24 protein-coding genes are annotated in these 26,216 nt (G+C 74.1%); 15 read left to right on the forward strand and 9 right to left on the reverse strand.

What is annotated here, in order from left to right; translation table 11 throughout:
• Nucleotides 1-59: 59 nt before the first annotated feature.
• The 5 genes from ACFYOV_RS22745 (at nucleotide 60) to ACFYOV_RS22765 (ending at nucleotide 6,202) form a co-directional block, all read left to right on the forward strand.
• Nucleotides 60-2,156, forward strand: a complete 2,097-nt coding sequence (locus ACFYOV_RS22745) for a HEAT repeat domain-containing protein (RefSeq protein ID WP_389090134.1) — start codon at nucleotides 60-62, stop codon at nucleotides 2,154-2,156.
• 104 nt (nucleotides 2,157-2,260) lie between these two features.
• Nucleotides 2,261-3,415 carry a WD40/YVTN/BNR-like repeat-containing protein gene (locus ACFYOV_RS22750; protein ID WP_389090136.1) on the forward strand — a complete coding sequence of 385 codons (1,155 nt, stop codon included), beginning with the start codon at nucleotides 2,261-2,263 and terminating at the stop codon, nucleotides 3,413-3,415.
• Between the two features lie 73 nt (nucleotides 3,416-3,488).
• Entirely contained in the window at nucleotides 3,489-4,166 is a 678-nt protein-coding gene (locus tag ACFYOV_RS22755; RefSeq protein ID WP_389090137.1) for a uracil-DNA glycosylase, read from the forward strand.
• The gene (locus ACFYOV_RS22760) at nucleotides 4,163-5,194 is read left to right on the forward strand and encodes an N-acetylglucosamine kinase (RefSeq protein ID WP_389090138.1); all 1,032 of its coding nucleotides are present in this window, start codon (nucleotides 4,163-4,165) and stop codon (nucleotides 5,192-5,194) included. The genes ACFYOV_RS22755 and ACFYOV_RS22760 overlap by 4 nt, the downstream gene beginning before the upstream one ends.
• Before the next feature lie 84 nt (nucleotides 5,195-5,278).
• Nucleotides 5,279-6,202: a sirohydrochlorin chelatase gene (locus ACFYOV_RS22765; RefSeq protein ID WP_389090140.1), complete on the forward strand. Its 924-nt coding sequence runs from the start codon at nucleotides 5,279-5,281 to the stop codon at nucleotides 6,200-6,202.
• Nucleotides 6,203-6,297: 95 nt separating this feature from the next.
• Here ACFYOV_RS22765 and ACFYOV_RS22770 read toward each other — a convergent pair whose 3' ends face one another.
• Nucleotides 6,298-7,323: a lactonase family protein gene (locus ACFYOV_RS22770; RefSeq protein ID WP_389090141.1), complete on the reverse strand. Its 1,026-nt coding sequence runs from the start codon at nucleotides 7,321-7,323 to the stop codon at nucleotides 6,298-6,300.
• Between the two features lie 183 nt (nucleotides 7,324-7,506).
• Nucleotides 7,507-8,994, reverse strand: coding sequence for an FUSC family protein (locus tag ACFYOV_RS22775; RefSeq protein WP_389090143.1), 1,488 nt, complete (start codon nucleotides 8,992-8,994; stop codon nucleotides 7,507-7,509).
• Between the two features lie 275 nt (nucleotides 8,995-9,269).
• Here ACFYOV_RS22775 and ACFYOV_RS22780 point away from each other — a divergent pair, with 275 nt between their 5' ends.
• From ACFYOV_RS22780 to ACFYOV_RS22790, 3 genes are all read left to right on the forward strand, one after another.
• The gene (locus tag ACFYOV_RS22780; protein WP_389090144.1) at nucleotides 9,270-9,746 is read left to right on the forward strand and encodes an Lrp/AsnC family transcriptional regulator; all 477 of its coding nucleotides are present in this window, start codon (nucleotides 9,270-9,272) and stop codon (nucleotides 9,744-9,746) included.
• A gap of 20 nt (nucleotides 9,747-9,766) precedes the next feature.
• Entirely contained in the window at nucleotides 9,767-10,462 is a 696-nt protein-coding gene (locus ACFYOV_RS22785) for an HAD family hydrolase (protein WP_389090145.1), read from the forward strand.
• A gap of 117 nt (nucleotides 10,463-10,579) precedes the next feature.
• Nucleotides 10,580-11,329: a DUF4142 domain-containing protein gene (locus ACFYOV_RS22790; RefSeq protein WP_389090146.1), complete on the forward strand. Its 750-nt coding sequence runs from the start codon at nucleotides 10,580-10,582 to the stop codon at nucleotides 11,327-11,329.
• A gap of 54 nt (nucleotides 11,330-11,383) precedes the next feature.
• Here ACFYOV_RS22790 and ACFYOV_RS22795 read toward each other — a convergent pair whose 3' ends face one another.
• A complete protein-coding gene (locus ACFYOV_RS22795; protein ID WP_389090148.1) occupies nucleotides 11,384-12,175 on the reverse strand; it encodes a LysR family transcriptional regulator substrate-binding protein in 792 nt (263 codons plus the stop codon).
• Between the two features lie 58 nt (nucleotides 12,176-12,233).
• On the opposite strand from ACFYOV_RS22795, the gene ACFYOV_RS22800 reads away from it, so the two are divergent.
• Together ACFYOV_RS22800 and ACFYOV_RS22805 are read left to right on the forward strand one after the other, a co-directional pair.
• Entirely contained in the window at nucleotides 12,234-12,626 is a 393-nt protein-coding gene (locus tag ACFYOV_RS22800) for a DUF5997 family protein (protein ID WP_389090149.1), read from the forward strand.
• Nucleotides 12,627-12,836: 210 nt separating this feature from the next.
• Nucleotides 12,837-13,331: a hypothetical protein gene (locus ACFYOV_RS22805; protein WP_389090151.1), complete on the forward strand. Its 495-nt coding sequence runs from the start codon at nucleotides 12,837-12,839 to the stop codon at nucleotides 13,329-13,331.
• A gap of 117 nt (nucleotides 13,332-13,448) precedes the next feature.
• Here the strand turns inward: ACFYOV_RS22805 and ACFYOV_RS22810 are convergent, their stop codons facing one another.
• Nucleotides 13,449-14,735 carry a cation:proton antiporter gene (locus tag ACFYOV_RS22810; protein WP_389090152.1) on the reverse strand — a complete coding sequence of 429 codons (1,287 nt, stop codon included), beginning with the start codon at nucleotides 14,733-14,735 and terminating at the stop codon, nucleotides 13,449-13,451.
• A 3-nt stretch (nucleotides 14,736-14,738) separates the two neighbouring features.
• Nucleotides 14,739-15,209 (reverse strand): cation:proton antiporter regulatory subunit, encoded by a 471-nt coding sequence (locus tag ACFYOV_RS22815; RefSeq protein WP_389090154.1) that lies wholly within the window; start codon nucleotides 15,207-15,209, stop codon nucleotides 14,739-14,741.
• Between the two features lie 328 nt (nucleotides 15,210-15,537).
• Here ACFYOV_RS22815 and ACFYOV_RS22820 point away from each other — a divergent pair, with 328 nt between their 5' ends.
• From ACFYOV_RS22820 to ACFYOV_RS22830, 3 genes are all read left to right on the forward strand, one after another.
• The gene (locus tag ACFYOV_RS22820; protein WP_389090155.1) at nucleotides 15,538-16,425 is read left to right on the forward strand and encodes a universal stress protein; all 888 of its coding nucleotides are present in this window, start codon (nucleotides 15,538-15,540) and stop codon (nucleotides 16,423-16,425) included.
• 215 nt (nucleotides 16,426-16,640) lie between these two features.
• Nucleotides 16,641-17,477, forward strand: a complete 837-nt coding sequence (locus tag ACFYOV_RS22825) for a universal stress protein (protein WP_389090157.1) — start codon at nucleotides 16,641-16,643, stop codon at nucleotides 17,475-17,477.
• Between the two features lie 3 nt (nucleotides 17,478-17,480).
• Nucleotides 17,481-20,312: a cation-translocating P-type ATPase gene (locus tag ACFYOV_RS22830; protein ID WP_389090158.1), complete on the forward strand. Its 2,832-nt coding sequence runs from the start codon at nucleotides 17,481-17,483 to the stop codon at nucleotides 20,310-20,312.
• A gap of 236 nt (nucleotides 20,313-20,548) precedes the next feature.
• On the opposite strand, the gene ACFYOV_RS22835 is transcribed toward ACFYOV_RS22830, so the two are convergent.
• Nucleotides 20,549-20,977, reverse strand: a complete 429-nt coding sequence (locus tag ACFYOV_RS22835; protein ID WP_389090160.1) for a secondary thiamine-phosphate synthase enzyme YjbQ — start codon at nucleotides 20,975-20,977, stop codon at nucleotides 20,549-20,551.
• 82 nt (nucleotides 20,978-21,059) lie between these two features.
• On the opposite strand from ACFYOV_RS22835, the gene ACFYOV_RS22840 reads away from it, so the two are divergent.
• Nucleotides 21,060-22,136: an NAD(P)-binding domain-containing protein gene (locus ACFYOV_RS22840; protein ID WP_389090161.1), complete on the forward strand. Its 1,077-nt coding sequence runs from the start codon at nucleotides 21,060-21,062 to the stop codon at nucleotides 22,134-22,136.
• Nucleotides 22,137-22,169: 33 nt separating this feature from the next.
• Here the strand turns inward: ACFYOV_RS22840 and mltG are convergent, their stop codons facing one another.
• Nucleotides 22,170-23,021 carry an endolytic transglycosylase MltG gene (mltG, locus tag ACFYOV_RS22845; protein WP_389090163.1) on the reverse strand — a complete coding sequence of 284 codons (852 nt, stop codon included), beginning with the start codon at nucleotides 23,019-23,021 and terminating at the stop codon, nucleotides 22,170-22,172.
• A gap of 43 nt (nucleotides 23,022-23,064) precedes the next feature.
• Nucleotides 23,065-24,867 (reverse strand): ABC transporter ATP-binding protein, encoded by a 1,803-nt coding sequence (locus tag ACFYOV_RS22850; protein WP_389090164.1) that lies wholly within the window; start codon nucleotides 24,865-24,867, stop codon nucleotides 23,065-23,067.
• 126 nt (nucleotides 24,868-24,993) lie between these two features.
• Here ACFYOV_RS22850 and ACFYOV_RS22855 point away from each other — a divergent pair, with 126 nt between their 5' ends.
• Nucleotides 24,994-25,443: a MarR family winged helix-turn-helix transcriptional regulator gene (locus ACFYOV_RS22855; protein ID WP_389090165.1), complete on the forward strand. Its 450-nt coding sequence runs from the start codon at nucleotides 24,994-24,996 to the stop codon at nucleotides 25,441-25,443.
• A gap of 93 nt (nucleotides 25,444-25,536) precedes the next feature.
• Here the strand turns inward: ACFYOV_RS22855 and ACFYOV_RS22860 are convergent, their stop codons facing one another.
• Complete coding sequence (locus tag ACFYOV_RS22860) at nucleotides 25,537-26,214, reverse strand: hypothetical protein (RefSeq protein WP_389090166.1); 678 nt, start codon at nucleotides 26,212-26,214, stop codon at nucleotides 25,537-25,539.
• Nucleotides 26,215-26,216 lie beyond the last annotated feature (2 nt).

Genomic DNA, 26,216 nt, shown 5'->3' on the forward strand with positions numbered 1-26,216 from the left:
TTGTCGGTGCCGTGGTGCAGACTCCCGGGCAGTTGGCACATCGCCTGGGGAGGACGAACGTGTTCACGGGGATCGACGAGGTCGACTGGGCCTCGATGCGGCATGCGTACGGCAGCGCCGAGGACGTGCCCCGGCTGCTCGCGGGGCTGGCCTCCGCGGACGCCGTCGAGCGGGAGACCGCGCTCGACGCGATGTACGGCGCCGTGCACCACCAGGGAGACGTGTACGACTCCACCCTGGCCTGTGTCCCGTTCCTCTTCGCGCTCGCCGTCCGTGAAGAGGTCCGGGACCGGGCGGGCATCCTGGAACTGCTGGTCAGCATCGGCGGGGAGCCGGAGGGCGGCGACGTCGCCGGGAAGCCGGCGAAGGCCGCCGCGGACGGGGCGAGTGCGGTGGGGGCCGTCGACGGGCACCGGGGGGAGGACGGCTCCGGCGGGCCGTACGCGAAGGCCCGGGCCGCGGTCCGGGCACGGGCCGGGGCCTTCGCGCGGCTCCTCGCGGACACGGACCCCGGGGTGCGGCACGCGGCACCGGGCGCGGTGGTGCGGTTCCTGGACGAACCGGCACGGGTGCTCGGCCTGCTGCGGGAGCGGATGACGGTGGAGCGCGACGACCGGGTGCTGCTCGCGATCGCCGAGAGCCTGGGCCGGTTCGCACGGCGGCACCCCTCCCACGCCGCCGACGCGGTGGAACTGCTCGCCGCCCACAGCACTCCCCCGTACGGTCCCGGTCTGCGGCTGGCCTCCCTGGGACAGCTGGCGGCGTGCGCGCCGGAGCGGCTCCCGGCCGATCTGGTGCCGACCGTCCTGCGGCTGCTCGACGACCGGGCGCGGCAGCGGCCCCGCACCGCGGACGGCCCCGGGCGGCCGGACACCGGCACCCTCATCGGCCGGCTGCGCCTGCTGCGGCCCTCGGACGAGGAGGGTTCCCGGCTGCTGCGGACCCTGCACGGCGCCCTGGACCACCGGGTCGCCGACCGGATCGCGCTGCTGTCCGGTCAGTTGAGCTGCCCGGACCCGGTGGACCGGTGCAACGCCGTGTGGATGTCCGCAAGCCTGTTCCGCACCTGGCGCGCGGACTGCACGGAGCCGGTCGCGCTGATCGGCGCGCAGCTGGACGCGGAGAACGACCGGTTGCGTGACGCCGCGGTCTCGGTCCTGGCGGATCTCTTCGAACTGGCGGCCCCGGCCGCCGACCACCTCCACGCACTGGTCGTCGCCCGCCCCGAGACGCGTGTACGCGCGTGGGAGCACGGGGCCCGGACCCTGGGGGGTCCGCTGAAGGCCCTGGCCAGGGCCGGGGACCCGCGAGCGACGCCGGTGCTGGCGGAGGTGCTGGCCGGCCCGGTCGTCCCGCACGATCTGGGTCAGGTCGTCCCCCATCTCGGACGGGCGGCCACGCCCCTGGCCCCGGCGCTGCGGCGCCGGCTCGCCGCGCTCCCGCTCGACGCCCCCGATCTCGACGGGCGGGCTCCCTCCCTGCTGCACGCACTGGCCTCACTGGACGACGCGGCGTCGGTGCCGGCGATGCTGCGGCTGCTGGAAGGCCTGCCCGCGGACCAGCCGACGCGGGAGTCCGTGGAGCTGTCGGTGGTTCGGGCCCTGGGCGAGCTGGGTGCCGCCGCGCGCGAGGCGGCACCCGTACTGCGCCGGCGGCTGGACGGCGGGGTCCGCCTCGCGACCGCGGCCGCGGCCGCGCTGTGGGCGGTGGAGGGGGACGCCGAGGTGGTCCTGCCCGTGCTGGTCCGGGGGTTGGAGGACGAGGCGGGCGGTGGTCGCAGGTCGGCGGCGGAGACACTGGCGCGGATGGGGCCCGCGGCTCGGCCCGCGGTGCCCGCGCTGCGGCGGCTGGCCCGATCCGGCGACCTGTGGGAGCGGACGGCGGCCGCGGGCGCGCTGTGGCGCGTCACCGGCGAACCGGAACCGGCGGCGGACGTCCTGCGCGCGGGCTGGAGGGAGAACCCGTGCACCCGCACCGCCATCGCGACGCTGGCGGTGTCCCTCGGCCCGTCGGCGGCGCCCCTGCACCACCTGCTGCACGCGGAACTGGCCGCGCCGCGCCGCCACCGGGCGGGCCCCGGCGGCCACGGCAGCCACGACATCCACGAGGACGAACGGCTGCTGCGGCTGTGCGGACAGGCGCTGGGGAGCGCGTGAGGGGCTGTGGGCCGGGCGGCGGGGCCGGGGCGGGGCAGGTGCCCGGGCGTGGGACGCCTCACCGGTCTGACCTGCGGTGGCGGGTGATCCAGAGGTGACTGTCAGTGGCGAGGTGCAGACTGGCCCGTGTCCGGGACGAGGACGTCGACGAAGACGTCGCGGAGGTGATCGGCATGACCGAGGTACTGCTCGCCGTGGGGACGCGCAAAGGCCTGTTCATCGGGCGCCGGAGGGGTGGCGCCTGGCAGTTCGACGAGAGCCCCTACTTCAACGCGCAGGCCGTGTACTCGGTCGCCGTCGACACCCGCGGCCCGACCCCGCGGCTGCTGGTCGGCGGCGACAGTTCGCACTGGGGCCCGTCCGTGTTCCACTCCGACGACCTGGGCCGGACCTGGACCGAACCGGCCCGTCCCGCCGTCAGGTTCCCCCAGGACACGGGGGCCTCGCTGGAGCGGGTCTGGCAGTTGCACCCGGCCGCGGCCGAGCCGGACGTGGTGTACGCGGGCACCGAGCCGGCCGCGCTGTACCGCTCGGAGGACCGCGGCGAGACCTTCGAGCTGATCCGTCCGCTGTGGGAGCACCCCACCCGCTCCAAGTGGGTGCCGGGCGGTGGCGGCGAGGGCCTGCACACCGTCCTCACCGACCCGCGCGACCCGCGGGCCGTGACGGTGGCCGTCTCCACGGCGGGCGTGTTCCGCACCCTGGACGGCGGCGTGAGCTGGGCCCCGTCCAACTCCGGGGTGTCCGCGGTGTTCCTGCCGGACCCCAACCCGGAGTTCGGACAGTGCGTGCACAAGGTCGCCCGGGACGCGGCGAACCCGGACCGGCTGTACCTCCAGAACCACTGGGGCGTGTACCGCAGCGACGACGCGGGCGCGCACTGGACGGACATCGGCGAGGGTCTGCCGTCGACGTTCGGCTTCGCGGCGGTGGCCCATCCGCACCGCGGTGACACGGCGTACGTGTTCCCCATCAACGCCGACTCCGACCGCGTGCCGGCCGACCGGCGCTGCCGCGTCTTCCGGACGGCCGACGCGGGCAAGAGCTGGGAGCCCCTCAGCGCGGGGCTGCCGGAGGGCGACCACTACGGCACGGTGCTGCGCGATGCGATGTGCCACGACGGCGCCGACCCGGCGGGCGTGTACTTCGGCAACCGCAACGGCGAGGTGTACGCGTCGGCCGACGACGGCGACAGCTGGCAGCAACTCGCGGCCCATCTGCCGGATGTGCTGTGCGTAAGGGCCGCGGTCGTCGGATGACCGCGGGCGCCGTGCGGTCCGGTCCCGGCCACCGGTTGATCTCTGCTGCCCGTACGGCAGTAGGGTGACGTCCGTGGCACCACGACCCTTGCACGAAATCGTCGAAGCGGGCTGGGCGAAGGCCCTCGAACCGGTGGCCGGGCGGATCTCGGCGATGGGCGACTTCCTGCGCGCGGAGATCGCCGCGGGACGCACCTATCTCCCGTCCGGCCCGCACGTCCTGAGGGCCTTTCAGCAACCCTTCGACGAGGTCCGCGTCCTCATCGTCGGACAGGACCCGTACCCGACCCCGGGGCACGCGGTGGGGCTGTCCTTCTCGGTCGCGCCCGAGGTGCGGCCGCTGCCGGGCAGCCTCGTCAACATCTTCCGTGAGCTGACCACCGACCTGGGCCTGCCGCAGCCGTCCTGCGGCGATCTCACGCCGTGGACCGAGCAGGGCGTGCTGCTGCTCAACAGGGCGCTCACCACGGCACCGCGCAGGCCGGGCGCGCACCGCGGCAAGGGCTGGGAGGAGGTCACCGAGCAGGCGATACGGGCACTGACGGGGCGCGGAAAGCCCCTGGTCTCCGTCCTGTGGGGCCGCGACGCCCGCAACCTCCGCCCGCTGCTGGGGGACCTGCCCGCGGTGGAGTCGGCGCACCCGTCCCCGATGTCCGCGGACCGGGGCTTCTTCGGCTCCCGCCCGTTCAGCCGGGCCAACGACCTGCTGATGCGCCAGGGCGGCCAGCCCGTGGACTGGCGCCTGCCGTGACCGGGGCGCGGACGGAGGACGTGCCGGCCGGCCCGGGATTCCTCGCCGTGGACTCCGGCGGCTCGGGCCTGCGCGTCGTCGTGGGCGCCGTGGGACACGGTCCCTTGGCCCGCGGTGGATCCGGCACGCCGGTGCGCACCGGTGCCCGGGGAATCGACGCCGGGCACCTCATGCAGCAACTGGTGCCCCTGGCCCGGGCGCTGACGGTCGAGGCCGGGCTCGCGCGGCTGGAAACGGCCGTGATCGGTGCGGCCGGGCTGGCCGGCCTGGGGAACGCCCTGCGGGCGGAGCTCCCGGGCGCACTGGCCCGTGAACTGGGCGTCCGGCGGGTCGCGTTGGCCGCCGACGCGGTCACCGCCTACGTGGGTGCCCTCGGGTCCCGTCCCGGCGCGGTGATCGCTGCGGGCACGGGCCTGATCGCCGTCGGCACCGATCTCACCGGATGGCGCCGGGCGGACGGCTGGGGCCATCTGCTCGGCGACTGCGGCAGCGGCGCCTGGATCGGGCGGGCGGGCCTGGAGGCCGCACTGCGCGCGCACGACGGACGCCGGGGCGGTTCCGCGCCGCTGCTGGCCCGCGCCGAGGAGATGTTCGGCCCGGCGGCGGAACTGCCCGGCCGGTTGTACCCGCGGACCGACCGGCCCGCCGTCCTGGCCTCCTTCGCGCCCGGGGTGGCCGAGTGCGCGGGCGCCGATCCCGTCGCCGCGGACATCCTGCGCGCCGCGGCGCGGCACATGGCGGACTCCGCGGCGGTGGTGTGCCCGGGCGGGGACGCGCCGCTGATCGCTCTCACCGGTGGCCTGTCCGGGATGGGAGACCCTCTTCTCGTGCCCCTGGACGAGGAGTTGGCGAGGCTGCTGCCGTCGGCGCGGCGGGTGACGCCCGAGGGCGACCCCCTGCACGGGTCGGTGCGCGTCGCGACCGACCTCACGGCCGGGACCTTCACCCTTCCGTGTGACGAAAACCTGCTGTGCGTGATGACTCCGGCTGGTGAGGAGGCCAGCCCCGCGGGTGCCGTCCGTACGTAACCGATCAGACAAATCCGGACGGATACCGCTCACCTGCCCCCTCCCCGAACGGAGGAGCCCGAGAAGCCACTAACATGCCGCAGCATGAGCACCCCCACTGGGCCCGCGTCCGGCCTGCCAGTACGAATGCCGCGCCCCCGCCAGCCCGGGCGGCACCGCCGTCCCGAACCCCTGGTGGCTCCCGAGGGCGCGCCCGCGCTCGTCCTCGCCGTGCCGGGTACGCCCAGTAGTGCCACCCGCTCCCTCGTCGACGAGGTCGTGAGCATCGCCCGCTCCGAGCTGCCGGGCCTGGACGCCCGGATCGGTTACCTCGACGGCGACGACGAGGAGTTCCCCTCGCTCCAGTCGGTGCTCTCGCGCGCCGCGGAGGAGCGCACCGCCCGCTTCGCGCAGGCCCGCGCGGCCGGCCTGAACGTCACCGAGCCCGACGGCCCCGTCGCCGTCGTCGTGCCGCTGCTCGCCGGCCCGGACAGCGCGCTGCTGCGCCAGGTCCGCCAGGCCGTGATGGACAGCCGGGTCGCCGCCGACCTGACCGATGTGCTCGGCCCGCACCCGCTGCTCGCCGAGGCGCTGCACGTGCGGCTGTCCGAGGCCGGTCTGGCGCGTGCCGACCGTGCCCGTCTGTTCACCGTCGCGACCGCGGCCGACGGCATCGTCCTGGCCTCGGTGGGCGGTGACGAGGCCGTGCAGGCGGCCGGGATCACCGGCATGCTGCTCGCCGCCCGCCTCGCCGTGCCGGTGATGGCGGCGGCCCTGGACCAGGAGGGCTCGATCGCGTCGGTCGCCGACCAGCTGCGCAGCTCCGGCTCGCAGCAGCTGGCGCTCGCGCCGTATCTGATCGGCCCCGAGATCGACGCGAGCGTGATCGCCGAGGCCGCCAAGGAGGCCGGCTGCTCGGCGTCCGAGGCGCTCGGCCCGTACCCGGCGATCGGCAAACTCGCCCTCGCCAAGTACACGAGCGCGCTGGGCATCGCCCCGCAGCAGGCGCCGGGCACCCCGGTGCACTGACGCGGACGGCGCGTACGCACGTCGACGCGGAAGGGCCCGCTCCGGGAACGGGGGCGGGCCCTTTCCGCGTCGACGTGGAGCCGGGACGGGCCGGTTCAGCCCACGACCACGCAGGAGGCCGCGGGCACCGGGAGCGATCCCTCCCGCCGTGGTACACCGGTGACCGGGTCGAGCGCGAACCAGGTCACGTCACCGGAGCGCTCGTTCGCCACGTAGAGGACACCGCCGGACTCGGTGATCGCGCGCGGCCAGTGGCCGCCGCACGGCACGGTGGCGAGCAGGCGCAGTCCGTCCCCGTCGATCGCCAGGACGGACAGGACGTCCTCGCCGCGGGTCGCGGTCCAGACGAAGCGGCCGTCGCCCGAGACGGCGATGCCCGACGGGTAGGCGTCGCCGGCCGGGGCGGCGGAGAGGACCGGGCTCTCGCCGAGCGGCTTGAGCATGCCGTCGGCGGCGTCCCAGCGGCAGACGACGACGGTGGGGGCCAGTTCGTTGAGGACGTACGCCCGTGAGCCGTCGGGATGGAACGCCAGGTGCCGCGGGCCGGAGCCGGGCCGCAGGGCGATCTCGCGGTGCGGGACGGGGGTGCCGGCGGTGAGGGTGCACACGCGCACCGAGTCGGTGCCGAGGTCGACGCTCACGGCCCAGCGGCCGCTGGGGTCGGACTGCACCTGGTGGGCGTGCGGGCCCTGCTGGCGCTGCGGGTGCGGGCCCGAGCCGCTGTGGCGGCACACACCTGAGGCGGTGGGGGCGAGGCCGCCGTCGGGGCGGACGGGGACGGCGGTGACACTGCCGGAGCCGTAGTTGGCGGTGAGGAGGTGGCCGGCGTGCAGGCCGAGGTGGGTCGGCCCGCTGCCCTCGACCGGGACGGGCGGACCGAGCTGCTGCGGACGGTCCCCGGTCACCCGGAACGCGGCCACGGTGCCCTCGGCCGTCTCACTGACCGCGTACAACGTGTCCCCGTCCGGCGACAGGGCCAGGTAGGAGGGGTCGGGCAGCGTGTCCACGGCGCCGAGCGCGGTCAGGGCGCCGCTGCCGGCGGCGACGGCCGCGCCGACGATCCCCGGCCCTCCCGCCGCGGTGAACGACCCGATGAACGCCCTCCGCCTGCCGTCCGCCACGTCCGTCCCCTCTCCTCCGGTGCCGGTCGGCCCGACGCTAGCAGTCGATCACCCGCCGCTCCGACCACAGTGGCCGACCGGGCTGCGCGCAACGGGGCCGCCCGGCGACGGAAGCCGCGGGGGTGACGGGGTGCCGCAGCACCGCGGTGGCGGTCCGCGACGGCCCGGGCCCGCGGTGCCGGCTCATGCCCCCACGAGTCGTGACCCGGGGGGCGTGCGCAGGGGCGTGGCGAGTTCGGCCAGGGCGCGTTCCAGGCCGTGGAGGTGGGCCAGGGCGGGTTCCGTCGCGGCCGGGGTGGGGCGGACGGAGATGTCGCCACCGCCGGTGAGTGCCTCGACCGCGGCCTCGACGCGCCAGCAGGCGGCGGCCAGACGGGCGTCGTGGGACGCCTCGGGGTCGGCGGCGACGGCGACGAGGCCGTGGACCTCCCGGGCGCAGTCGTCGAGCAGGTCGAGCACGCGGCGGGCGCGCCGCTTGCGGCCGCACATCGGGTTCAGCGGATGCACCAGCGGCGCGACCGACAGCCGGACCCGGGCGAGCAGCTGCTCCAGTTCGGCCACCCTGGGCGTCGGATCGGCGTCCTCGGCCCCGGCCAGGCGCGCGGCCGTCTCGGCGGTGCAGGCGTGGACGCAGCGCAGCGCCCGCCGGATCCAGGCGTCGGTGACGCTGTGCGTGGTCACGGGCAGGACGAAGGCCACGGCCAGCGCAGCGCCCAGCGCACCGACGCCGGTCTCCACCAGCCGCAGGGCCAGCAGTCCGGGGGTGAGCACGCCCAGGAGGCCGTAGAGCATCGCGGCGAGGAGCGTCACCCAGAGCATCATCCAGGTGTAGGACACGGCGGCCGTGTAGAAGATGCCGAAGACGCACACGGCCACGATCCACGCCGTGGGCGGCCCGTCACCGTGCACGGGCACGGCGACGACCAGGCCCAGTCCGATGCCGATGACCGTGCCCAGCAGCCGCCGGAAGCCGCGGACCAGGGTCTCGCCGCGCGAGGTGGTGTTGACGAAGATCCACCAGGTGGCACCGACGGCCCAGTACCAGCGCTGCCCGGACACCAGCTGGCCCACGAAGAGGGCGAAGCCCGCACCGGCCGTGGCCTGGATCGCCTGCCGGGTGGTCACCCGGGCGAGGCCCGTGCCGCCGGGCGGGGCGGGCACGGGCGCCGGGGGCAGGCGGCGCTCGTAGCACCACACCCCGAAGCGCACCGCGCCGGCGGCGAGCACGGAGAGCAGGACGGAGGCGCACAGCTCGGGCAGCCGTTCCGGAGTGGCGTGGAGGAACTGCGCCACGAAGTACGTCATGAAGGCGAACACGCCGAGGCTGTGTCCGCGCGGGCCCCAGCGCCGTGCGTACACACCCACCCCGACCACGGCGAGGAAGGCGAGGTCGCGGGCCACGGGCTGGTCGTGCAGCTCCGCCGCGGCGGCCAGCACGGGCAGTCCGACGGCCGGCAGCAGCATGGTGGTGACCGCCTGCCCCCGGACCGTGGCGTCGGTGACGGTGAACAGGGCGAGCAGCGCGGCGAGCCCGCCGGTGACGACTCCCGCGAGCGAGTGTCCGGCCAGGCCGCACAGGACGACCGCGAGACCGATGCCGAGCACCGCACGCGCCGCGAAGCGCAGCCGGATCCGGCCCGGATCCGGAGCCGTGAACACCCTCTTCAGCACTGCTTACCGCCCCCTGCGTACATGGTGTGGACCGTGGCACGAAAAAGGCGCCGCGGGGTCCGCAGCGCCATTGACACCCCCATATCAGCACCTCTGTCACCACTGGCTCAACCGGCTGCTTTACGACTGCGCCATTGGCTCAGCTCAGACACCGTGACTGCGGTCGGCGGGGTGCCAACGGCCGACGGCGGGTGGCCCAGCCGCCGAGCGCGCTCCGAAGCCATTGGTACAGTCGAAAGGATCAACGAACGGCAGGAACCTGGAGGCGGGCCGTCATGGCCGTGGACGAGCTCGACACCCGCATCCTGCGGCTGCTGCTGGAACAGCCGCGGACGAGCGTGCGGGAGTACGCCCGCATCCTCGGGATCGCGCGCGGCACCCTCCAGGCACGCCTGGACCGGTTGGAGCGCGAGGGCGTGATCACCGGCACGGGACCGGCGCTCTCCCCCGCCGCGCTGGGCCATCCGGTGCTCGCGTTCGTGCACATCGAGGTGACCCAGGGTCATCTGGACGAGGTGGGTGACGCCCTGGCCGCCGTGCCGGAAATCGTCGAGGCCTTCTCCATCACCGGTGGCGGGGATCTGCTGACCCGGGTCGTGGCGCGGGACAACGCCCATCTGGAGGACGTGATCCAGAAGCTGATCAGCCTGCCCGGCGTGGTGCGCACCCGTACCGAGGTGGCCCTGCGGGAACGCGTCCCGCACCGCATGCTGCCCCTGGTGGAGTCGATCGGGCGGGCGGCTCGCAAGTGAGCCTTGGCATGCTGGACGCCATGAGCACGCTGGGCAGCCTCGCGGTGGTCTTCGATCTCGACGGAACGCTCGTGGACAGCGAGCCCAACTACTACGAGGCCGGGCGCCGGACCCTCGCCGAGCACGGGGTCCCCGGCTTCACCTGGGCGGAGCACGAGCGCTATGTCGGGATCAGTACCCGCGAGACCGTCGCCGACTGGCGGGAGCGGTACGGCCTGCGGGCCACGGTGGAGGAACTGCTCGCCGTGAAGAACCGCCATTACCTGGAGCTCGCGCGCGTCTCGACGCCCGTCTATCCGCAGATGCACGCGTTCGTCGAACTGCTGGCCCGGGACGGCGTAGCGATGGCCGTCGCCTCCGGTTCCTCACCGGAGGCGATCGAGGCGATCCTGGCCGGCACGGGACTCGACACCCGTCTGCGCACCGTCGTCTCGGCCGAGGAGGTCGCCCAGGGCAAGCCCGCACCCGACGTCTTCCTCGAGGCGGCCCGCCGCCTCGGCGCGCGGCCGGCGGACTGCGTGGTGGTGGAGGACGCCGCCCCGGGAGCGGCGGCGGCGCACGCGGCCGGGATGCGGTGCATCGCGATCCCCTATGTCGCGGCCCAGGCCGATGCCCCGGAGTTCGCCTGCGCGGGCCTGCTGCTGCGCGGCGGCCAGCGCGAGTTCACGGCACGGTCCGCCTACGAGTGGCTGACCGGCTCGGCCCGCCCCCACTGACCCCGCTCCGCTCCTTCCCCGTCGCACCCGGCGAAAAAATCTTTCCCCGACGGTGATTGTCCCGCGCCTCCCGTCCGTACTTCCTGCTGTTGGGCCGTTCATATCCCAGGAGGCACGATGCGCATCTCGCGCAGCACGGCAGGAACCGCGTTCGTGGGCGGAGCCATGATCCTCACCCTCACCGCGCTCGCCTATCCCACCATGCTGGGCGTCCAGAACACGTCGACCTCGCAGGACCGGGTCATCGCCAACACCAACTACGGGCCCCTGACCGAGGCGGACCGCGACTTCGTGGTCAAGGTGCGCGCCGCCGGGCTGTGGGAGCACCCCCTGGGCCTGGTGGCGAGGCAGCGGGGTACGACGCCGGAGATGAAGGAGGCGGGCGAGCACCTGATCGTCGGACACGGTCGGCTGGACGCGAGCTGCCGCAAGATAGCCCTGGAGCTCGGCATCACCCTGCCGAACCAGGCCTCGCCGCAGCAGCAGCAGTTCGTGGCGACCGTGGAGTCCAGCACCGGCAAGGAGTTCGACTCCACCGCGGTGAACATCATGCGGGTGACCCACGGCCAGATCTTCCCGGCCATCGCCAAGGTGCGGGCCAACACCCGCAACACCCTCATCCGGCAGCTGGCCGACCAGGCCAACGACACCGTGCTGGACCACATCACGGTGCTGGAGAAGACCGGACTGGTCAATCACGAGCAGGTCAACTTCCAGCAGACGAGCCCGCCGAAGATGCCCGCGGAACAGGTGACCCCGCCGGCACCGCAGGCGGGCGCGCCGGTGCTGGTGCTGAAGATCCCCAAGGAGCTGGAGGACCTGAACACGGCCTCCCCGGCTCCCTCGCCCTCCCCGACGGTCAGGTAGCGGCCCGTCCGCGCCCGGTGGAGGGCGGGGTTCGCGCCCGGGACTGCCCCGCGGCTACGAGCGGCGGCGGGGCTTGCCCCGCTTCGGGTTTCTGGCGGCGGCCCCGCCGGAGCCACCCCGGCGGCCTGCGGACGCGGACCTGCCCTGCGCCGGGCGTCCGGCCGGCTGCTGCCGCCGGGCGCCGTCCCGGTCGCCCCGCGCGCTGCCCGTCGCGTTCTCCTGGGGCGCGGGCTGCCTGCGGCCCCGTGTGCTGTTGACGGTGCGGCCGCGGACGATCCCGATGAAGTCCTCCACCAGCTCCGTCGTCGCGTCCTCGGGCCAGGCCAGTGCCACGCTCGACCCGGGGGCGTCCGTGAGCGGCCGGTGGGTGAGGTCCTTGCGGTGGTGCAGCCGGGCCAGTGACAGCGGTACGACGAGGACGCCGATGCCGGCCGCGACCAGCTCGACGGCGTCGGCGGTGGTGGCCGGGCGTTCCAGGGCGGGCCGTCCGGGCAGCCGCTCCCAGTCGAGGACGTCGTCGAGGGGGTGCAGCACGATGTCGTCGGCGAGGTCCTCGCAGGACACCTCGTCCGCCGCCGTGACGAGGTGATCCCTGGGGACCACGACGACCGTCTGCTCGGTGTAGAGGGGGATCGCACTGAAGACCGACCGGTCGACGGGGAGCCGGACCAGCCCCGCGTCGGCGTCTCCGTCGCGCAGCAGCTCCCCCGCGTTCCGGGCGGGCACCTGGGTGAGGGTCAGCGGAACGTCGGGCAGCCGCTCGTTCCAGATGCGCGCCCACTTGTCGGGCATCACCCCGGGGACGTACACGAGCCGGAACGAGGGGGGTGTTTCCGAGGCTGTCACCTGGCCAGGTTACCGGCCGTGGTCGGTGGTCGCTCACGCGCTCGATACCCTTGACACCATGACGTCGCACCAGAGCACCCAGACGATGAAGCCCGCGACCGCGGCGAAGAAGCTGGGTGTGTACCTCGAGGCCACCCCCGCCGAGTTCCGGGAGGGTGTCGTCTCACGCGCCGAGCTGAACGCGCTCCAGGCGGATCCGCCGCAGTGGCTGCGGGACCTGCGGCGCGACGGCCCGCACCCCCGGCCGGTGGTCGCGTCGAGGCTGGGTGTCTCCATCGCCGGTCTCGCCCGCGGCGGGATCACCGAGCCCCTCACCACCGAGCAGATCGAGGCGCTGAAGCAGGAGCGCCCGCAGTGGCTGGAGCGCGAGCGCGCCACGCAGGCCGAGGTCCGCAAGGAGGCCGCGCGCCTGAGGCAGCGGAGCGAGGAACACGTCCGGCACGACGCCTGACACGCCGGTCGGGCCTCCCACCGCTGCCAGGGGCCCGCCCGCACGCCTCTTTCTCGATGGCGGACGCCCCGGCCGGGTCCTCCGGCCGGGGCGTCCGCGTTCCGCGCGGCCCGAGGAACGGCGCACGGACGGCGTGAGCCTCCGGCGGGCGAAACGCCAGGCCGCGCCACCCCTTCCGGCGGGGGGAAATGTCCCCCAGCATGAGGGGGCATGCAGAGCGTCATGTGGAAGCGAGCCGTCGAGTGGCTGGCCGCGGCGGCCACGGACCCCCAGGAGTGCAAGCGCGAGTGGGACCACGGCAGGGGAACCGCGCTGCTGGCGGCGGGACGGTACTGGGACGTGCTCAGCGTGCCCGACCGTCTCGGGCTGCTCGCCCTGGACGTCCTGTGGCGTGATCCGCTGAAGGCGCCCGGCCCCACCCTGGTGGACGTCACCGCCCGGAGGGTGGGGTTCTTCCTGCCGCCCGATCCGGTCAGCGAGTGGGTCGGCTTCGGTGTGCGCCACGTCGGCCGGGGTTCCTGGGTCGCGGTGCCGCCGCCGTATCGGCCCGCCGGCCGTCTGGAGTGGCTCGTACCGCCGGACGGGACCGGGGCGCTGCACGCCCCCGGCCCGCTGGAACTGGCCCTGCGCGAGGCGTCCGGCACGCTGGCCGTGCTGGCACCGGTCAACGTGGACCAGGCGGGGCCGGGGGCGGGCTGCCGGTGAGCCGGGCGCCCGTGGCGGGCGCCCCCAGGGCCGCCGCCCCCCGTGACCGCGGCCCTGCCGCTGCCGGGATGTACGGCGGCCGAGCGCCGGGCGGCCGCCGCCCGTGAGCCGTCGGGCTCAGGGCCGCTCGGCGCCCTTGTCCTCCAGCGGTTCCCGTTCCGGCGCCGACACGGCCGGCGCGGGGGCGTGGGCCGGCGTCGTCGACGGCTGAGACGGGTGCGGTGGCTGTGCGTCGGCCGGTGCGGAGCGGAGGGCGGCGAAGCGGCGGGCGAGGGGCTCGGTGTAGCGGGCGGTGAGGGGGCCCAGCACGACCAGCACCAGGACGTACGCGGTGGCCAGCGGGCCGAGGTCCGGTTCGATTCCCGCGGTGACCGCGAGCCCGGCGATGACGATGGAGAACTCGCCGCGGGCGACCAGCGTGCCGCCCGCGCGCCAGCGGCCCCTGGGCGAGATGCCCGCCCGCCGGGCGGCCCAGTAACCGGTGGCGATCTTCGTCAGCGCGGTGACGACGGCCAGCGCCAGCGCGGGCAGGAGGACCGGCGGGATCGAGTGCGGGTCGGTGTTCAGGCCGAAGAAGACGAAGAACACGGCGGCGAACAGGTCCCGCAGCGGAGCGAGCAGGGTGTGCGCGCCTTCAGCGGCCTCACCGGACAGGGCGATGCCGACGAGGAACGCGCCCACGGCCGCCGAGACCTGCAGCTGCTGGGCGAGACCCGCGATCAGCAGGGTCAGGCCGAGGACCACCAGCAGCAGCTTCTCCGGATCGTCGCTGGAGACGAACCGCGAGATCACGCGTCCGTAGCGGACGGCCGCGAACAGCACCAGCCCGGCCACGCCGAGCGCGACGGACAGCGTGATGCTGCCCGCGGCGAGGCTGACCCCGGCCAGCAGGGCGGTGATGATCGGCAGGTAGACCGCCATGGCCAGGTCCTCGAGCACCAGGATGCTGAGGATCACCGGTGTCTCGCGGTTGCCGAGGCGTCCCAGGTCTCCGAGGACCTTGGCGATGACACCGGAGGAGGAGATCCAGGTGACACCGGCCAGCACCACCGCGGCGACCGGTCCCCAGCCGAGCAGCAGGGCGAGGACCGCACCGGGCAGCGCGTTCAGGGCCATGTCGACGAGGCCGGCCGGGTACTGGGTCTTGAGGTTGGACACCAGGTCACTGGCCGTGTACTCGAGGCCGAGCATGAGCAGCAGCAGGATCACACCGATCTCGGCGCCGATCGCGACGAACTCCTCGCTCGAACCGAGCGGAAGCAGCCCGCCCTTGCCGAAGGCCAGTCCGGCGAGCAGGTACAACGGGATCGGGGAGAACCGGAAGCGTCCGGCCAGGCGTCCCAGCAGACCGAGTACGAGGATGATGGCACCGAACTCGATCAGGAAGACGGCGGAGGAGTGCACGGATCACTCCCGCCCGAGGATCGCGGCCGCGGCCTCGATGCCCTCGCGGGTGCCGATCAGGATCAGGGTGTCCCCGCCGGCCAGCCGGAAGTCGGGCGCCGGGGACGGGATCGCCTCCGCCCGCCGCAGCACGGCCACGATCGAGGCGCCCGTCTCGGTACGCATCCGGGTGTCGCCGAGCAGCCTGCCGTTCCAGTGGGACGTGGTGGACAGCTCGATGCGTTCGGCGACCAGGCCCAGGTCGGTGGTGTGCAACAGGTTGGGGTTGTGGTGGGCGGGCATCAGCGCGTCGATCAGCGCGGCCGACTCGGCGACGGTCAGGCGCAGCGACTGCGCGCAGGCCTCGGGGTCGTCGGGGCGGTAGACGTTGATCGTGCGGGCGCCGTCCCGGTGCGCGATGACGGACAGATGCTCGTGCTCACGCGTGGTGAGGTCGTATTTCACGCCGATGCCGGGCAGCGGCGTGGTGCTCATCCGTGGAGCAGGCACAGCCCGTCCCCTTTCCGGTGGTTCCGGTCGTCGGTGCGGGTGGGCGGCCCTGCGGCGCACGCGTGATCCACACCCACGGCAGCCATGGTGCCATCCCGCCGACCTGCCGGAACATGGGTGCCGGTACGGATGGACACCCGCCCGGGGCGGAGCCAGGATGCCCGAGACGCCCGTGTCTTCCCGGGCCGGGGATCAGGACGTCCGAACCGTTCCGCACCCGGCGGGGCCAGTGGTCCCCGGGGTGTGCCCCATTGGGCCGGTGGCGGGGCGGTTCGGTGGCAGCGACGCTGGCGGTACCGAAACGGGAGGCGTGATGAGTGGTCCGGTGGTCGTGGGAGTGGATGGTTCGGCGTCGAGTCTGGCTGCGGTGGAGGCCGCGGCCCTCGAGGCCCGGTGGCGCGGGACCGCATTGCGTGTGGTCCACGCGTTCATCTGGCCGGCGATGCACGTGCCGCTGGGCGCGTCGTCGCTGGGACCGGCCGAGGGCGGGCTGCGCTCACTGGCCGAACGGCTGGTGGCCGAGGCCGTCGAGCGGGCCCGGAGCGTGGCGCCGGACGTGGCGGTCTCGCACACCGTGGTCACCGGGGAGCCGCTGACCGTGCTGGAGGCCCAGTCGCGTTCCGCGGAGCTGGTGGTGGTCGGGTCACGCGGCATGGGTGGTTTCGTCGGCCTCCTGGTCGGGTCCACGGCGGTGCATCTGGCGGCCCACGGCCGCTGCCCCGTGCTGGTCGTACGGGAGCCGGGCGCCGAGGACGGGCCGGTGGTGCTCGGGGTCGACGGTTCCGCGGCGGGCGCCGAGGCGGTCGGCTTCGCCTTCGCCGAGGCCGCGCTGCGCGGCACCGACCTCGTGGCGCTGCACGCGTGGACCACCTGGAACGCGCCGCTGCCCGCGCCCCCGGACGCGGCGGCACCGTACGCGAACGAGCCGGGGGCGCTGGCCGCGGGCGAGGAGCGGCTGCTGGCGGAGACGCTCGCCGGACAGCAGGAGCGGTACCCGGACGTGAAGGTGCGCCACCGGGTCGTGCACGGCGGGACGCGTGAGGCGCTGATCGAGGCGAGCCGCACGGCCCGGCTGCTGGTGGTCGGGGCGCGGGGCCGCGGGGGCTTCTCCGGTCTGCTGCTGGGCTCGGTGAGCCAGGCGATGCTGCACCACGCGCACTGCCCGGTGGCCGTCGTCCGTGGTGGTGAACGGCACGCGTAGCGGAGCGCCCGGCGGCGGCGAGCCGTGCGCGGCCTGCGTACGAAGACCCCGGGCGGCGAGTTCGTACGCAGCCTCGTGCGCTTGTGGCGGCCTGGGCCCCGGCCCCCGCGTGACGGGTACGCGACGTTGCGTACGGGTACCCGGGTGCGCTGCCTGACGGCCCGGGACACCGGAGCCACCACGCCGGCCGTGCGGTCCGGGGACGGGAGGGTGCAGTGAACGACACGGTGATCGTCGGAGTGGACGGTTCGCCGTCCAGCCTGGCCGCGGTGGACGTCGCGGCCCGCGAGGCCCGTCTGCGCGGAGCAGCGCTGCGCATCGTGCACGCCTTCAGCCGCCCGGCGGATCTGGACCCCATGATCCACGGCGTCCTGGCGGAGGCCGAACAGCGGGCCCGCGCCGGTGCGCCGGGCCTGGAGGTCACCCGGACCGTGGCCTCCGGCGACACGCTGACCGTGCTCCGGAGCGAGTCACGCCACGCGTCGCTGGCGGTGGTCGGGCGACCCGGACGCAGCGCGTTGGGTGATCTGCTGCCGGGCTCGACGGTGGTGCAGCTCGCCGCGCACGGTCACTGCCCGGTCATGGTGGTCCGGGGCCGCCCCGACCCCCGGGGTCCGGTGCTCCTCGCCGTGGACGGCTCCCCGGCGGGGAACGCGGCGGCGCGGTTCGCCTTCGCCGAGGCCGAGTTGCGCGGCGCGGACCTGCTCGCCCTGCACGTATGGAGCACATGGAGCGAGCCGACCCCGTACGAAGGGCCGGCCGATCCGCTGAACGTGGTCGTGGACCTGGACCGGCTCCGCTCGACCCACCGACGTCTGCTGGAGGACGCGGTGGCGCCGTGGCGGACGGCCCGTCCCGGCGTCGCCGTGGAGCTGCGCCTGGAGCGGGGGAGGGTGCGTCACACGCTGCTCGAGGCCGGCCGGGACGCCCAGCTGGTGGTGGCCGGAGCCCGCGGCCACGGAGGCTTCGCCGGCATGCTGCTCGGCTCGGTCAGCCAGGCGCTGCTGTACCACGCCGATTGTCCCGTCACCGTCGTACGCGCCGAGGAGTGAGAGATGACCCAGCAGGTCCGCACGCCCCAGGAGCCCCCCGTGCCGGGGGAGCGTCCGTCCGGACCGGCCCACGGGCCCGGTCGGGCCCATGGGGCCGGGGCGGGGCCGGAACCCGTACCGGCACCGGAGCCGTACGGGCGGGAGGCCGCCGAGGTGGCGGATCTGCTCGGCGTGGCCCCGGCCACCGGGCTGACGGAGCAGGCCGTACGGGAGCGGACCGCTTCCTGGGGACCCAACGAGCTGGCCGAACCGGCCCGCCGGTCGCAGTGGCTGCGGCTGCTGGACCAGTTCCGCAGCTGGCTGATCGGCATCCTGCTGCTGGCCGCGGTGGTCGCGGGACTGCTCGGTGACGTCCGCGACGCCGTCGTCATCACGGTCGTCCTGGTCGTCAACGCCACCATCGGCTACCTCCAGGAACGGCGCGCGGAACGCAGCCTGGAGGCGCTGCGCCGGATGCTGGTGCCCACGGCCCGTGTGCGCCGCGACGGAGAGGTGCGGTTGGTGCCCGCCGGGTCCCTGGTGCCCGGTGACATCGTCCTGCTCGAGGCGGGCGATCGTGTTCCGGCCGACGGGCGCCTGGTGGTGGCCGAGTCGGTGGAGGCGGCCGAGGCCGCGCTGACCGGCGAGTCCCGCCCGGTGGCGAAGACGACCGCGCCCGTCGTGTCCGGCGACGGGGAGGCGGTGCCCGTCGCCGAGCGCACCGGCATGCTGTTCATGAACACCGCTCTCACCCGGGGCCGCGCGGAGATGGTCGTCACCGCCACCGGTATGCGGACCGAGGTGGGGGCGATCGCCGAGGCGCTGCGCAGCGGCGGCGAGCCACCCAGTCCCCTCCAGGTGCAGATGGACAGCCTGGGCCGGCGGCTGGCCGTGGTCAGCGGTGTGGCCGTGGTGGCGTACGCGCTCGTCGCCCTGGTCCGCGGGGAGGATCTGGCGGACCTGGCGCTGCGCGCGGTGGCCCTCGCGGTGGCGGCGATCCCGGAGGGACTGCCCGCCGTCCTCGCCCTCACACTGGCCCTGGGCGTCTACCGGATGGCCCGGCGCGGCGCCATCGTCAAGCGGCTCGCCTCCGTGGAGGCGCTCGGTTCGGCCACGGTGGTGTGCAGCGACAAGACGGGCACGCTGACGTTGAACGAGATGACGGCCCGTGTCCTGTGGTCGGCGGGCCGGCTGTACGAGGTGACGGGCGAGGGGTACGGCACGGCGGGGAGCGTACGGCCGGCGGACTCCGGGCTGGGCACCGCGGCACCCACCGCGGCGGGCGGACGGGAGGCCGCGGGCGGTGCCGTGCCGCCCGTATCCGACGGCGCCGTGCTGCCGTTCGCGCTGTGCAACGACGCGCGGCTGACCTCCGGCGAGGGCGCGATCGGTGATCCCACGGAGACCGCGCTGCTCGTGCTGGCCGCCAAGGCGGGCGTGGACGTCGAGGCGCTGCGGGCCGGGGCTCCGCGCACCGGCGAGATCCCGTTCGACCCGGCCGCCAAGTACATGGCGACCTTCCACCCCGAGCCCGGCGGACAGACGCGCGTGCACGTCAAGGGAGCGGTCGACGTCCTGCTGGCGCGCTGCACCCACCTGCTGACCGACGACGGGCCGGTCGCGCTGACACCCGAGCGGCGCCGGGAGATCACCGCCGTGACCACCCGGCTGGGCGGCCGGGGCCTGCGCGTGCTGGGTGCCGCCACCGCCGTCACGCCGGCCGGGCGACCGGTCCCCGAGGAGCCGGCGGACCTCACCCTGACCGCGGTCGCGGGCATCGCCGATCCTCCGCGCCCCCAGGCCCGCGACGCGGTCGCCCTGGCCCACGCCGCCGGCATCACCGTGAAGATGATCACCGGTGACCACGCGGACACCGCCGCCGCCATCGCCGGAGAGCTCGGCATCACCGGCGACATCGTGACCGGTGCGGAACTGGGCCGTATGAGCGCCGAGGACCTCGCGGCCCGCATCGAGGGCATCGGCGTGTTCGCGCGGGTCGCCCCCGAGCACAAGGTCACCATCGTGCGCGCCCTGTCGCAGCGCGGCCACATCGTGGCGATGACCGGGGACGGGGTGAACGACGCCGCCGCGCTGCGCGCCGCCCACATCGGTGTCGCCATGGGCGTCACCGGCACGGACGTGGCCAAGGAAGCCGCCGACATGGTGCTCACCGACGACGACTTCTCCACCATCGTGCGCGCGGTGCGCGAGGGCCGTTCCATCTACGACAACATCGTGACCTTCGTGCGGTTCCAGCTGTCCACCAACATCGGGGCGATCCTGACGCTGCTGGCGACCGTGCTCGCCGGGCTGCCCAGCCCGATGACCGCGATCCAGCTGCTGTGGGTCAACATCATCATGGACGGCCCGCCGGCCATGGCCCTGGGCATCGATCCGCCCCGCGACGACGTGATGTCCCGCCCGCCGCGGCCGCCGGGGGAACGCATCCTGGCGCTGCGCCGGCTGGCCGCCATCACCCGGGCCGGTGCCCTGATGGCCGTCGGGACGGTGGCGGTGTTCGCCGTGGCCCGCGAGCTCACCGACGCCGGCACGGCCTCGACGATGGCCTTCACCACGTTCGTGCTCTTCCAGCTGGTCAACGCCCTCAACGCGCGCAGCGAGGAGGGCCCGGTGCTCGGCCGGCACCAGCTGCACAACCGCATCCTGTGGATCTGCCTGGCCGCGGTGCTCCTGCTCCAGGTCGTCGCCGTGCAGGTGCCACCGGCCCACGGCGTCTTCGACACGGTGTCGCTGGACCTCGGCCAGTGGGCGGTGTGCGCGGCCGTCGCGTCCCTGCTCCTCCCGGCGGAGCATCTGTGGCGGGCGGCGGTACGCGGTCGTCGGGCCCGCGGATGAACGGGCGCCGCGCCGGTGCGCCCGGTGGCCGCCCCGCCGGGTGGGAGGGACGGTGACGCACGGGGACGGGCCCGTTCCCCGCGGGCGCCCTCTCCACCGGGCACCCGCGGCGGAGCGGGGACCCCGGGGAGAAGGGCGACCGTTGCCCCGAAGGCCGCGTCGACGTCGCTGCCGGGCCCCCTACCGTGACGGCGTGCCCGGGGTCGGCGGCCGCGACGCCCCGTGATCCGGACCGGTCAGGCGGATCCGAGGAAGCTCAACCGCACCGTGCGCTCGCGGTTGTCCCTGTTGGTGTCGACCAGGCAGACCGACTGCCACGTCCCGAGTTCCAGCCGTCCGCCCACCACCGGCAGCGTGGCGTGGGGCGGGACGAAGGCCGGCAGGACGTGGTCGCGGCCGTGGCCGGGGCTGCCGTGGCGGTGCTGCCAGCGGTCGTCGGCGGGCAGCAGGGTGTGCAGGGCGGCCAGGAGGTCGTCGTCGCTGCCGGCGCCGGTCTCGATGACGGCGACACCGGCCGTGGCGTGCGGCACGAAGACGTTGAGCAGGCCGTCGCGGTCGGCCGCCGCCTCCCGCAGGAAGGACTCGCAGTCGCCGGTGATGTCGACGACCCTCTCCGTGGAGCCGGTGGTGAGGTTCAGGACACGGGTGGTGAAGGCATCTGACATGGCTCCCATCCTGGCCCATGCGCCGGCCGGCGGAGGGAGGTCCGACGGGAAGATCCACGACCCGGGCCGTGTTGATTGAAATGTGGACAACGTGCGTGAGGTCGAGGTGGTCGTCGTCGGTGCCGGGCAGGCGGGTCTGTCCAGCGCCCATCACCTGCGCCGCACCGGGTTCGAGCCCGGTCGCGACTTCGTCGTGCTGGACCACTCCCCCGGGCCGGGCGGCGCGTGGCGGCTGCGGTGGCCGTCGCTGACCTACGGCAAGGTGCACGGGATGCACTCGCTGCCGGGCATGCAACTGACCGGCACCGACCCGGCGCGACCGTCCGCCGAGGTGATCACCGAGTACTTCGCCCGGTACGAGCGGACCTTCGATCTGCGGGTGCGGCGTCCGGTGGACGTGCGGGCGGTGCGGGAGGGGTACGGCGGGCGGCTGCGGGTGGAGACCTCCGACGGGGTCTGGTCCGCGCGGGCGCTGATCAACGCCACCGGCACTTGGGACCGTCCCTTCTGGCCACGCTATCCGGGACAGGAGACGTTCCTGGGCCGACAGATGCACACCGCGCAGTACCCCGGGCCCGAGTGGTTCGCCGGCCGGCGGGTGGTCGTCGTGGGCGGCGGCGCCTCGGGCACCCAGCACCTGCTGGAGATCGCCCGGTACGCGGCGGCGACCACGTGGGTGACCCGGCGTCCGCCGGTCTTCCGCGAGGGCCCCTTCGACGAGGATGCGGGGCGGGCCGCCGTGGCGCTCGTCGAGGAGCGGGTACGGAAGGGGCTGCCACCGCGCAGTGTTGTCTCGGTCACGGGGCTGCCGCTGAACGACGCGATCCGGCAGGGCATCGCCGACGGGGTCCTGGACCGTCGGCCGATGTTCGAACGGATCACGCCCGACGGGGTGCGGTGGACGGACGGACGTCACGTGACGGCCGACGTCATCCTGTGGGCGACCGGCTTCCGCCCGGCCGTCGGCCATCTCGCCCCGCTGCGGTTGCGGGAGCCCGGCGGCGGCATCCGCCTCGAGGGCACCCGGGCGGTCGCCGATCCCCGGGTCCACCTGGTCGGCTACGGCCCGTCGGCCAGCACCGTCGGCGCCAACCGGGCGGGCCGCGCCGCGGTGCGGGACATCGGGCGCCTGCTGTCCGGGGAACCCCTCGCCGCCTGAGCTCCCGCCGGGTCCCCGACGACCCGTCACCGGCTACTGCCCCTGCTTCTTCGGTGGTTCGCCGCTCTTCTGCCGGGCATTGAACTCCGCGACGTTGCGCTGGTGCACCCTGTAGTCGGCGGTGAAGCGGGTGTCGCCCGGCCCGACCGTGACGAAGTACAGCCAGTCGCCCGGGGTCGGGTTGATCGCCGCGCGCACCGCGTCCTCGCCCGGGTTGTCGATGGGGGTGGGCGGCAGGCCCATGCGCGCGTAGGAGTTGTAGGGGCTGTCGATCTTCGTGTCGCTCGCCGTGGTGCGCAGCGTGGAGCGGTTCAGCGCGTAGTTGACGGTGGAGTCCATCTGGAGCGGCATGCCGCGCTCCAGCCGGTTGAAGATCACCCGGGCCACCTTGCCCATGTCCGCCTTGGTGGCCGCCTCCGCCTGGACGATGCTGGCGATGGTGACCGCCTGGTAGACGTTCATGGCGTTGCGCTGGGCGCCGGCGGCGATCGGCGCTCCGTTGAACTTCGCGTTCGCGGTGTCGACCATCCGCGCCAGCAGCCGTTCCGGCGTCGCCTTCTCCTCCAGCGGGTAGGTCGCCGGGTAGAGGTAGCCCTCGGGGTTGCCGTCGGCGTCGGCGGGCAGCTTCAGGGCGGCCTTGGCGAGGGACTTCCTCGTGGTGCCCGCGGGCAGTTCGAGGGCCTTGTCGACGGCGGCGTAGACCTGGCTCGCGCGCCAACCCTCCGGGACGACCAGCGTGGTGGGGCGGGATTCCTCCTCGTCCCCCAGGGTCAGCAGCGGCACCGCCACGGCGGTGCCCGCCACGACGGCCCCGGTCGCGATGAGAGCGAGACGGCCCCGGCGCGTCAGTCGAATCGTGCTCCGTGACGGAGTGTTCATCTGCATGCGGGCACGGTAACCCGCATACCGCCGCAAACCCGGCATATCTTCATCTTGTCGGCTCCAGTTGGGCGTCCCGGCGCACCAGTGCCGCGTACGGCCCGCCCTGCTCCAGCAGTTCCTCGTGCGTACCACGTTCGACCGCGCGCCCGGAGTCGAGCACCACGATCTGGTCCGCGCCGCGCACGGTGGACAGCCGGTGGGCGATCGTCAGCGTGGTGCGGTCGGCCGACAGGGCGTCGATGGCCTGCTGGACGGCCGCCTCGGTGCGCGTGTCGAGCGCGCTGGTCGCCTCGTCGAGGACCAGGACCGGCGGATCGCGCAGGATGGTACGGGCGATCGCCAGGCGTTGCTTCTCGCCGCCGGAGAAGCGGTGACCGCGCTCGCCGACGACCGTGTCGTACCCGTCGGGCAGGGCGGCGATGTGGTCGTGGATCTGCGCCGCCTTCGCCGCCGCGTGCAGTTCCTCGTCGGTGGCGTCCGGCTTGGCGAAGCGCAGGTTCTCGGCGACCGTGGCGTGGAAAAGGTACGTCTCCTGGGAGACGACGCCGACCGCGCGGGCCAGGGTGTCGAAGTCGAGGTCGCGGACGTCGACCCCGTCGAGCGTGACCCGGCCGTCGGTCACGTCGTACAGCCGGGGCACCAGGTGGCCGAGGGTGGACTTGCCCGCGCCGGTCGGGCCTACGACGGCGAGGCTGCCACCCGCGGGGACGGTCAGGTCGATGCCGTCGAGGACGGGGCCGCCCCTGTCGTCGTAGCGGAAGGTGACGTTCTCGAAGCGGACCTCGCCCTTGACGCTCTCCAGGTGGACCGGCCGTGCGGGCTCGGTGATGTCGACGGGCAGGTCGAGGTACTCGAAGATGCGCTGGAAGAGCGCGAGCGAGGTCTGGATCTGGACACCGGTCGACAACAGGCTCACGGCGGGCCGGAACAGTCCCTGCTGCAGCGAGACGAAGGCGACGATGGTGCCGAGGGAGATCTCAGGGCCGCCGGCCCGGAGGGCGATGCCCGCGGTCCAGTAGATGACGGCGGGCATGGCCGCCATGACGATGGTGATGACGGCCATCCGCCAGCGGCCGGCCATGTTCGAGCGCACCTCGAGGTCGACCAGACGCTCGGACTCGTCCGAGAAGGCGCGGGTCAGGGAATCGGCGCGGCCCATGGTGCGCCCGAGCAGGATGCCGCTCACCGACAGCGACTCGGTGACCGTGGCGGCCATCGCGGCCATCTGCTTCTGGCGCTGGGTCGTGATCTTCTTGCGCTCGTTGCCGACCCGGCGGCTGATCCACACGAACACCGGCAGCAGCACCAGCGAGACGACGGTCAGCCGCCAGTCGAGGGCGAGCATCGCGACGACCGTGGCGACCACGCTGGTGAGGTTGGAGACCAGGGAGGTGGCCGTCGAGGTCACGGTGGCCTGCATGCCGCCGATGTCGTTGGCGATGCGGGACTGGACCTCGCCGGTGCGGGTGCGGGTGAAGAAGGCGAGCGACATGCGCTGCAGCCGGCCGTAGACGGCGGTGCGCAGGTCGTGCATGACCCGCTGGCCCACGGTGGTGGAGATCAGGGTCTGGAGCACGCCGAAGACGCTGGTGAGGACCGCGCTGAGGATCATGCCGAGGGCGAGCAGGCTGAGCAGCCCGGTACGGCCCTCGGGGATCGCGACATCGAGGATCGCCTTCAGCAGGAACGGCGTGGCGACCGAAACCAGGGACGCGGCGCCGACGAGGAGGCCGACGAGCGCGAGACGGCCCCGGTAGGGGCGGAACAGCCGCAGGATGCGGCGGACCTGGCGGGGCTGCCGCTCGGCCCCGTCGGGCGGGGTCCAGGCGGGTTCGTGATCGGGATGCATGGTCTCCTTCGGAAGGTGGGGCCCTCGCGAGGGCCGGGCGAGCGCCGTGTCACGGCACGGGCAGGCCGGAACCCCGTTCATTGTTACCTATACTCACAATGAACGCCATCCTGATAATGTTCCCGTATGACCACCCCCGACCCCGACGGCCTGCTGGCCGAGCAGCTGCTTCGGCTCACCCGCCGGGTGCACCGCATCCAGAAACACCATCTGGAGCGGCGCCGGCTGGGCATCACCCCGGCCCAGTCCCGGCTGCTGCGCACCCTCGCGCACTACGGCTCGCCGCCCCGCATGGCCGATCTGGCCGAGCGGCTGGAGGTGGTGCCCCGGGCCGTGACGACCCTGGTCGACGGGCTGGAGGCGAGCGGCAAGGTGCGCAGGGTGCCGGATCCGGCCAACCGGCGGGTGATCCGCATCGAGCTCACCGCGGACGGGCACGCCGCCCTGCGCGAGCTGCACGCCGCCCGCAGGTCGGCGGCGGAGGAGATCCTGGCCCCGCTGGCGGACGAACAGCGCGAGGCGTTGGGCGAGTTGCTCGACACCCTGATCGACGGGAGCCCCGCGCGGGGCTGCTGACCCGACCACACGAGGCTGCTGACCCGTCGGAGGAAGGCGTCGACCTGTCCTCGCGGGATGCTGACCTGTCGTCGGACCTGCGGGCAGGAGTGCTCAGGACTTCAGGCTCGCCCGGTCCCCCATCACCACGACGGGATGCCGGCTCGGGTCGAGCGTGCGCAGCAGGTACTCCATCGCCGTCCGGGGCAGGCTCACACAGGCCGACGTACCGCTGCCGTGGTCCATGTGCAGCCAGATGCTCCCGCCCTTCCTCCGTCCTTCCGGGCGGGTGGGGTCGTTCGGCGGGGTTCCCTTGACGCGGTTGTAGTCGATGGCGATGACGTAGTCGAAGTCGTGCCAGTACGGCTTCGCCCACCAGCGTGGGGCCGCGAAGGCGGGCGACCGGGTGTACGGCAGTTTCGCGCCCGGGTCCGGCAGCACCCCGCCCGCGTCGCTGAGGGTGAACACGCCGACGGGGCTGCGCCGGTCGCCCTCGTGATGGTCGGTGGTCCAGCCCTTCGTGCCGTTGTGCGCGGGCCAACTCCGCTCGCGGTGCCAGGCGGAACCCGTCCGGGTGTACAGAACGACCGTGGCATCGGGGGAGTTCCGGCCCTCGCCGTACACCGCCACGACCTGGCGCGAGCCGGCCGGGATCCGGCTGTGGAGACGGTCGCCCACACCGGGGACGCGTGTCGGGTCGACGGCGGCCGGGCGGGTCTGCTCCGCGCGGCTCCCCGCTCCCGTCCCTGTACCACCGGCTTCGCCACCCGCGCACGCCGTCAGTGCTGTCATGA

This window comes from Streptomyces sp. NPDC005931, assembly GCF_042871235.1.
Lineage (GTDB): Bacteria > Actinomycetota > Actinomycetes > Streptomycetales > Streptomycetaceae > Streptomyces.